Consider the following 7,660-nt stretch of genomic DNA (forward strand, 5'->3'; position numbering starts at 1 on the left):
GACGACACAGAGATTCACCCAGTCGCCACGTCCGCGGAGCGTGGGCTTCCTCCGCCCTGGGCAGTGAACCTACGATGCCGTAGGTTACGGTTCCGTAGGTCGAGCCGAGAGGCACCCATGACCACCCTGCCGAGCACAGAGACCGGCCTGCGTCCGGTGCCGGACGCGCACCCGCCGATCGATCCGCCCACGGCCGTCCAGGACGGCACCCGGGGCGGAGAACGGGCGAGCCTGCTGCAACGCGTCGCGATCGGGATCTTCATCGTGGTGCCGTTCGCCGCGCTGGTCGCCGCCGTCCCACTGGCCTGGGGCCGGGGCATCGGCTGGCACGACATCGCGATCGCCACGGTGATGTACTTCCTCACCTGCCACGGGGTCACCGTCGGCTACCACCGGCTGTTCACCCACAGCTCCTTCAAGCCCAGGCGCCCGCTGCGGCTCGCGCTGGCAGTCGCCGGCAGCATGGCCGTCGAGGGACCGGTCGTGCGATGGGTCGCCGACCACCGCAAGCACCACAGGTTCTCCGACCGCGAGGGCGACCCGCACTCCCCCTGGCGCTACGGCGAGACCGTGCCCGCGCTGCTGCGCGGCCTGTGGTGGGCCCACATGGGCTGGCTCTTCGACGAGGACCAGACGCCGCAGCAGCAGTACGCGCCGGACCTGGTCAAGGACCGGGCGATCCACTGGATCTCGCGCCAGTTCTTCCTCTTCACCCTTCTCTCGCTGCTGCTGCCGCCGCTGGTGGGCGGCCTGTGGTCGTGGTCGTGGCAGGGCGCGCTGACCGCCTTCTTCTGGGGCTCGCTGGTGCGCGTCGCGCTGCTGCACCACGTGACCTGGTCCATCAACTCGATCTGTCACGCGGTCGGCTCCCGCCCGTTCCGCTCGCGCGACCGCAGCGGCAACGTCTGGTGGCTGGCGGTCCTGTCCTGCGGCGAGTCCTGGCACAACCTGCACCACGCGGACCCCACCTCCGCCCGCCACGGAGTGCTCCGTGGGCAGATCGACTCCTCGGCCCGCCTGATCCGCTGGTTCGAGCAGCTCGGCTGGGCCACGGACGTCCGCTGGCCGAGCGCCGAACGGCTCGACATGAAGCGGCGGCAGCCCGGGGGTAAGGCAGAGGTAAGTCGCGCGGCATGATGGACCTGTGAACGAGAGCAGCGGCGACAAAGACGCGGGAGGCGACGCGCCCTCGTCCAAGCGGGGGGCGTCGGCACGTCGGGGCACGCGCGTGCGGATGAGCGGCAAGGAACGCCGCGAGCAACTGCTGGACATCGGGCGGAGCCTGTTCGCCGAGCGCGGCTACGACGCGACCTCGGTCGAGGAGATCGCGGCCAAGGCCGGCGTCTCCAAGCCGGTCGTCTACGAGCACTTCGGCGGCAAGGAGGGCCTCTACGCCGTCGTCGTCGACCGCGAGATGCAGTTGCTGCTCGACATGGTCACCGGCTCGCTGACCGGCGGGCACCCGCGTGAGCTGTGCGAGGAGGCGGCGTTCGCCCTGCTCGACTACATCGAGACCTCGACCGACGGCTTCCGCATCCTCACCCGCGACTCGCCGGTGACCCAGTCGACCGGAACCTTCGCCTCGCTGATCGGCGACATCGCCAACCAGGTCGAGGACATTCTCGGCCTGGAGTTCAAGTCGCGCGGCTACGACCCGAAGCTCGCGCCGATGTACGCGCAGATGCTGGTCGGCATGGTCGCGCTGACCGGGCAGTGGTGGCTGGACGTGCGCAAGCCCAAGAAGGCCGAGGTGGTGGCGCACCTGGTGAACCTGGCCTGGCACGGCCTGGAGGGCATGGAGCGGCGGCCTCAGCTGGTGGGCCGCCGCAAGCAGTAGTCAGGAGCTCGAGGACTCCAGGCTGTGCGGCTCCGGGCTGTGCGGCTCCGGGCTGTGCGGCTCCAGGAACTCGATGCGGTTGCCGGACGGGTCGAACGAGTAGAAGCGGTCGTGGCCGGGGAGGTTGTCGTCCCAGACGACCTCCGCGCCCTTCGCCGCCAGCTGCTCGGCATAGGCGCGGATGCCCCGGATGCGCAGCGCCGGGTGCGCCTTCTTCGCGGGAGTGAACGGGTCCTCGATGCCGACGTGCACCTGCACCGCGCCGTCCGCCGTGGCGAACCAGCAGCCGCCGCGGGCCGCGAGCACCGGCGGCTTGGGGATCTCGGTCAGGCCGAGGACGTCGACGTAGTAGCCGCGCAGGGCGTCCTCGCTCCCGGCCGGGGCGGCGAGCTGGACGTGGTCGAGGGCGATGATCATGCGGATGCCTGCTCTCTCAGTTCTTGATCGCGACAACGAAGACGCGACGGTACGGCAGGACCGTCCCGAACGCGCGGCGCGGGTAGGCGCCGTCCAGCAGTGCCGCGTACGCGGTGAGGAAGTCAGCCCGCTCGTCCTGGTCCGGGAGCAGGTCGAGGGCGGGGCGCAGGCCGGTGCCCCGCATCCAGTCCAGCACCGGCTGCTCGCCCTGGAGCACCTGGTGGTAGGTGGTCTCCCACACGTCCACCGCGCAGCCGAGCGCGGCCAGCGTCTCCAGGTACGCCGTGGGCGTCGGCACCTCGGCCCGGTGCGGGCCGCCGAGCCGCGCGCGCCAGCGCGGGGAGTTGCGCAGCTCGGTCAGGAGCGTGTGCGAGGGCTCCGAGAAGTTCGCCGGCACCTGGAAGGCCAGCACACCGCCTGCGGGCAGCGCCTCGACCCAGCGCGGGAACAGGTCGAGGTGGCCGGGCACCCACTGCAGCGCCGCGTTGGAGAGGATCAGGTCGGGGGCGTCCGGTGCCGGGTCGTAGCTGCCGATGTCGCCGAGGCGGTACGCGACGCCCGTCGCCTCCTGCCGGGCCTGCTCGATCATCTCCGGCGAGCTGTCGAGCCCGAGGACGTGGGCGCCGGGCCAGCGGCCGAGCAGGGTCACGGTGGTGTTGCCGGGCCCGCAGCCGAGGTCGACCACCCGCCCGGGGCGGCCGGGCACCCGGTCGACGAGCTCGAAGAACGGACGGCTCCGCAGGTCGGCGTGGCGGAGGTACTGCTGCGGGTCCCACGAGACAGCGCCCATCACGGCCTCCAAGTATCTTGATGTCGAGACACTTCAGCATGGCGTCCGTAAATTCTTGATGTCAAGAGACTTCACGTCGATAGATATCCGACTACACTGATCAGCATGGAGGACGAGGTCGATCGGCTGGTCGCAGCGTGGCGCCGGGAGCGCCCCGACCTCGACGTGGAGCCCCTCGAGGTACTGAGCCGAGTCGGCCGGCTCTCCCGCCACCTCGACATCGCCCGCCGTGCCGCCTTCGCGGAGCACGCGCTGGAGCCGTGGGAGTTCGACGTGCTCACCGCCCTGCGGCGGGCCGGAGCGCCATACCAGCTCTCCCCGGGGCAGCTGCTGACACAGACGCTGGTCACCTCCGGCACCATGACCAACCGGATCGACCGGCTGGCCGCCAAGGGCCTGGTCCAGCGCCTGCCCGACCCCGACGACCGCCGTGGCGTCCTGGTCCGGCTGACCCAGGCGGGACAGGAACGCGCCGACGCGGCACTGGCCGGCCTGCTCGACCACGAGCGGGCGATCCTCGCCGAGCTCTCGGCCGCCCAGCGCGAGGACCTGGCCGCGCTGCTGCGCCAACTCGTGGCCCCGTTCGACAACCTGGCAGACTGAAACGCGCCCGACCGGGCGCCGTCACGCTCCGTTCCCCTGCTGCACACCTCTTGTCAGCGGTTACCGGCCGGTTGTCTACTCCCTTCCCGGGAGTCCGCGACGATGCGGGCTCCGGAAGGGGGAGACCACCCGATGACCGCACTGCCGCGGCTGGCACGCGTCCTGGCCGCAGCCGCCTGCTCCGCCCTGCTCGCCACCGGCCTGGCCGGACCGGCGTTCGCCGCCGGCCAGGCCAACGCCGGCGCCGTCGCCCAGCCGACCGCGTCCTCGCACCACGAGAGCCCCGAGTACTACGTCTCACTGGGCGACTCACTGGCCGCCGGCTACCAGCCGAACGTCGGCCACAACACCGACGTCTCCTATACGGACCAGCTCTACGCGCAGCTCAAGAAGCACGACCCGGACCTGGTCCACGTCAAGCTCGGCTGCTCCGGCGAGACGACGCAGACGATGATCAACGGAGGCATCTGCACCTACCCCGGGGCCACCTCCCAGCTCGACGCCGCGGTCAAGTTCCTGCGGGCCCACCGAGGCCACGTCAGCTACGTGACGCTGGACATCGGCGCCAACGACGTCGACGGCTGCCTGAAGGGCGGATCCGTCGACGTCGCCTGCGCACTCAAGGGCATCGCCACCGTCGCGACGCAGTTCCCGCAGATCACCGCGGCCCTGCACCGGGCCGGCGGCAGCCACCCGCGCTACGCGGCGATGAACTACTACGACCCCTTCCTGGCGGTCTGGCTCACCGGCTCCGCCGGCCAGCAGGCGGCGAAGGAGTCGGTGCAGCTGGGCGTGGCGCTGAACGGCGCCATCAAGCTGGGGCTGGAGGCCGGCGAGTTCCGGCTCGCCGACGTCTCCACGGCGTTCTCGACGTCGGACTTCACCGACCAGGTCACCCTGCCGGGCGTCGGGCAGGTTCCGCTGAACGTGGCCCGGATCTGCACCTGGACGTGGATGTGCACTCCGTACACGGACATCCACGCCAATCCGACGGGTCACGCGGTGATCGCCGGCGTGTTCCTGAAGCTGTTCCACCACCACCGCCGCTGAGCGATTGAATGTCCGTTCCATCCCGTTCTGGTGTGTAATCATGAAGATTGCCGCAGAACGGGATGGATACGCACGTGTCGACCGATAGTCCGGCCAGCAGTCGCGAGAAATGGCAACGTCGAGCCGCCTGGGCGGCCATCTGGTACCTCCGCCTCGCCGCCGCGCTCAACCTGCTCGGGGCCTTCTCCGCACCTTTTCGGCGTCAGGTCACCCGCCACAACACCGGCGAACTCTTCACTCCCTACCTGCTGACGGCCGGCTTCACCTCGGCCGCGCTGGCCTGGTTCCTGGCGATCATGATGCGGCGCCGCAAGCGGGCCGCGTGGATCTTCAACATCGTGCTCTCCGGCGCCTACCTGCTGCTCGTGCTCCTGGTCATGGCCGTCGCACCGGAGGTGCGGGAGCACACCTTCAACTGGATCTCCGCCGCGATCAGCGCCTTCTTCGTGGTCTCGCTGCTGGTCGGCCGCCGCGAGTTCCACGCCAAGGGCGACCGGTCCAACCCGATGCTGGCCCTGCTCACCCTGGTCGTCGGGGGCGCGGTCGGCATGCTGATCGGCACCGGACTGGTCACCGCCACCAACTCCGCCTCCGGCTCCACGCTCTGGGACCGGATGAACTACGCGCTGATGCGCGTGTACACACTCGCCCCGGCCGGGTCCGAGCACGTGGGTGTGCGGATCCCGCACTGGGTCGACATCGCGATCAACGTGCTCAGCGTGATCCTCTTCCTGCTGGTCCTCTACGCGCTGTTCCGGTCCCCGAAGGGCAAGGAGTACCTCTGCGACGAGGACGAGAAGCGCCTGCGGGAGCTGCTCGACCGCCACGGCGAACGCGACTCCCTCGGCTACTTCGCGCTGCGACGCGACAAGAGCGTGGTCTTCTCCGGCACCGGCAAGGCCGCCGTGGTCTACCGCGTGGTCGGCGGCGTCTCGCTCGCCTCCGGCGACCCGATCGGGGACATCGAGGCCTGGCCCGGCGCCATCGACCAGTGGATGGCCCAGGCACAGGTGCACGCGTGGACCCCCGCCGTGATGGGCGCGAGTGAGGAGGGCGGCACTGTGTACGCCCGTCACGGACTCAACGCGCTGGAACTCGGCGACGAGGCGATCGTCGAGGTCGACGAGTTCACACTCGACGGCCGCGCGATGCGCGGTGTCAGGCAGGCGCACAAGCGCGTCGGACGCGCCGGCTACACCGTCCGGATCCGGCGCCACGCCGAGATCCCCGAGGCCGAGATGGACGCGCTGCTCCAACTCGCCGACCACTGGCGCGACGGGCAGACCGAACGCGGCTTCTCCATGGCGCTGGGCCGCCTCGGTGACCCGGCCGACGGCCAGTGCGTGATGCTGGAGTGCCACGACGGCGAAGGCGAGCTGCGGGCCCTGCTGAGCTTCGTCCCCTGGGGCGTCGAGGGTCTCTCGCTGGACCTGATGCGCCGCGACCGCGACTCGGACAACGGCCTGATGGAGTTCATGGTCATCGAGCTGATCCGGCAGGCGGACACCGTCGGCGTGAAACGGATCTCGCTGAACTTCGCGATGTTCCGGGCCGTCTTCGAGCGCGGCGGCAGACTCGGCGCCGGCCCGGTCCTGCGGCTCTGGCGCGAGGTGCTGATCTTCTTCTCCCGCTGGTGGCAGATCGAATCCCTCTACCGGGCGAACGCGAAGTACCGGCCCATCTGGGAGCCCCGCTACCTGCTCTTCCAGCGCAGCAGCGACCTCCCGCGCATCGGTATCGCCTCGGCCCGGGCGGAGGGCTTCATCACCGCCCCGTCCCTGCCGGCACTCTTCAAGCGTCGCCACGTCCCCGCGGCGCCCACGACGCCCGCGGTGCCCACGACCCCCACGCCCCCCACGCCCCCCACGGCGGCAGCCACGGACTCGGCCGCACGTGGGGATGCCCCCGCCGAAGGTCCGGCCCGCACCGGGGCGGCTCCTCCCTCCGAATGACCGGCGATCACGCCCCATAGATCATGGCTTGCCCCTTTTTGCGGTTTACGGTGGAGGAGGACCAGAGATCCCGATGCCGAAGATCCTGGAGGAAGCGCACGCATGCAGAGGGACGGAGCGGGAACCGTCGACGGCGGCGGCATAGCCGGCAGCGGCACGGCCGCGGCCGCGCTCTCCGCCGTACGCACCGGCGCCGAACGGGAGTGGGGCGCGCTCGTCCGCGCTCTGCGCACCGGCCTGCGCGGGCGTGGCCTGGCCGCGATGCCGCTGACGATCTGCGCCACCCTCGCCATCCTGGCCTTCCAGGTGTGGCAGCAGTCACCCTCCGGCGCGGCGATCGTCGAGCAGCTGGGCGTCGTCCGCGCCTCGCTCCCGTTGCACGTCGCGCTCTCGCGAACGCCGCTGTCCCTCTTCGTCCCCGCGCCCGACCTGCCGGTCTGGGGTGCGGCGCTGCAGGTCTTCGTCGTCTTCGGCATCGCCGAGCTCACGCTCGGCCGGTTCCGCACGCTCGCGATCTCCTACGCGGCGACGCTCGCCGCGACCATGTATGCGCGGCAGGGCATCGCTATGGGTCCCGACCGCTTCTTCGGCCTCTCCTACAACGCCGAGTTCGTCCGCGACACCGGACCGTCGGTGGCCGTGGTCGCCCTCGCCGTCTGCATCGCCTGGCGGTACCGGGCCCGGATCACGGGGGCGGTGCTCGTCGCGGCGATGATCGCCGAGGCGCTCACCCTGCCGAACCTGGCCGGAGCCGAGCACCTGGTGGCCATCCTCACCGCGCTCACGCTGGCCGCGGGGGCGGAGCTGGTGCACCGCCGCACGCAGCGGACCAGCGCCGCCCTCAACGCGGTCATGCTGATCCACCGCCGCACCTGAGCCGGCACGCCGGGCCGGGGGGGGGCGGGGGGGGGGGGGCCCCCGCCCCCGGCGGCGGCCGGGCCCCCCCCCCCCCCGCGGGGGGGGCCCCCCCCGGGCGGGGGGGGGGGGGGCCCCCGCGGCGGGGCGGGCGGG

Annotated in this window: 8 protein-coding genes; 6 read left to right on the forward strand and 2 right to left on the reverse strand. The window is 71.3% G+C overall.

What is annotated here, in order from left to right; genetic code table 11:
* Positions 1 to 117: 117 nt before the first annotated feature.
* A complete protein-coding gene (locus ABH931_RS37720; RefSeq protein WP_370124130.1) occupies positions 118 to 1,137 on the forward strand; it encodes an acyl-CoA desaturase in 1,020 nt (339 codons plus the stop codon).
* Positions 1,138 to 1,234: 97 nt separating this feature from the next.
* The gene (locus ABH931_RS37725) at positions 1,235 to 1,837 is read left to right on the forward strand and encodes a TetR family transcriptional regulator (RefSeq protein WP_370124132.1); all 603 of its coding nucleotides are present in this window, start codon (positions 1,235 to 1,237) and stop codon (positions 1,835 to 1,837) included.
* Here ABH931_RS37725 and ABH931_RS37730 read toward each other — a convergent pair whose 3' ends face one another.
* A complete protein-coding gene (locus ABH931_RS37730) occupies positions 1,838 to 2,254 on the reverse strand; it encodes a glyoxalase (protein WP_370124134.1) in 417 nt (138 codons plus the stop codon).
* Positions 2,255 to 2,270: 16 nt separating this feature from the next.
* Positions 2,271 to 3,044, reverse strand: coding sequence for a methyltransferase domain-containing protein (locus tag ABH931_RS37735; RefSeq protein WP_370124135.1), 774 nt, complete (start codon positions 3,042 to 3,044; stop codon positions 2,271 to 2,273).
* A gap of 105 nt (positions 3,045 to 3,149) precedes the next feature.
* Between ABH931_RS37735 and ABH931_RS37740 the strand changes: the two genes are divergently transcribed.
* The 4 genes from ABH931_RS37740 (at position 3,150) to ABH931_RS37755 (ending at position 7,525) form a co-directional block, all read left to right on the forward strand.
* Complete coding sequence (locus ABH931_RS37740) at positions 3,150 to 3,647, forward strand: MarR family winged helix-turn-helix transcriptional regulator (RefSeq protein ID WP_370124137.1); 498 nt, start codon at positions 3,150 to 3,152, stop codon at positions 3,645 to 3,647.
* Positions 3,648 to 3,779: 132 nt separating this feature from the next.
* Complete coding sequence (locus tag ABH931_RS37745) at positions 3,780 to 4,697, forward strand: SGNH/GDSL hydrolase family protein (protein ID WP_370124139.1); 918 nt, start codon at positions 3,780 to 3,782, stop codon at positions 4,695 to 4,697.
* A 62-nt stretch (positions 4,698 to 4,759) separates the two neighbouring features.
* Positions 4,760 to 6,649 (forward strand): phosphatidylglycerol lysyltransferase domain-containing protein, encoded by a 1,890-nt coding sequence (locus ABH931_RS37750; RefSeq protein ID WP_370124141.1) that lies wholly within the window; start codon positions 4,760 to 4,762, stop codon positions 6,647 to 6,649.
* 102 nt (positions 6,650 to 6,751) lie between these two features.
* Complete coding sequence (locus ABH931_RS37755) at positions 6,752 to 7,525, forward strand: hypothetical protein (RefSeq protein WP_370124143.1); 774 nt, start codon at positions 6,752 to 6,754, stop codon at positions 7,523 to 7,525.
* Positions 7,526 to 7,660 lie beyond the last annotated feature (135 nt).

Origin of the sequence: Streptacidiphilus sp. MAP12-33, from assembly GCF_041261265.1 — a bacterium.
Taxonomy (GTDB): domain Bacteria; phylum Actinomycetota; class Actinomycetes; order Streptomycetales; family Streptomycetaceae; genus Streptacidiphilus.

Coding starts and splice junctions, on each gene's coding strand:
- ABH931_RS37720 (WP_370124130.1), top strand. CDS start 118: ATGACCACCCTGCCGAGCACAGAGACCGGCCTGCGTCCGGTGCCGGAC.
- ABH931_RS37725 (WP_370124132.1), top strand. CDS start 1,235: ATGAGCGGCAAGGAACGCCGCGAGCAACTGCTGGACATCGGGCGGAGC.
- ABH931_RS37730 (WP_370124134.1), bottom strand. CDS start 2,254: ATGATCATCGCCCTCGACCACGTCCAGCTCGCCGCCCCGGCCGGGAGC.
- ABH931_RS37735 (WP_370124135.1), bottom strand. CDS start 3,044: ATGGGCGCTGTCTCGTGGGACCCGCAGCAGTACCTCCGCCACGCCGAC.
- ABH931_RS37740 (WP_370124137.1), top strand. CDS start 3,150: ATGGAGGACGAGGTCGATCGGCTGGTCGCAGCGTGGCGCCGGGAGCGC.
- ABH931_RS37745 (WP_370124139.1), top strand. CDS start 3,780: ATGACCGCACTGCCGCGGCTGGCACGCGTCCTGGCCGCAGCCGCCTGC.
- ABH931_RS37750 (WP_370124141.1), top strand. CDS start 4,760: ATGGATACGCACGTGTCGACCGATAGTCCGGCCAGCAGTCGCGAGAAA.
- ABH931_RS37755 (WP_370124143.1), top strand. CDS start 6,752: ATGCAGAGGGACGGAGCGGGAACCGTCGACGGCGGCGGCATAGCCGGC.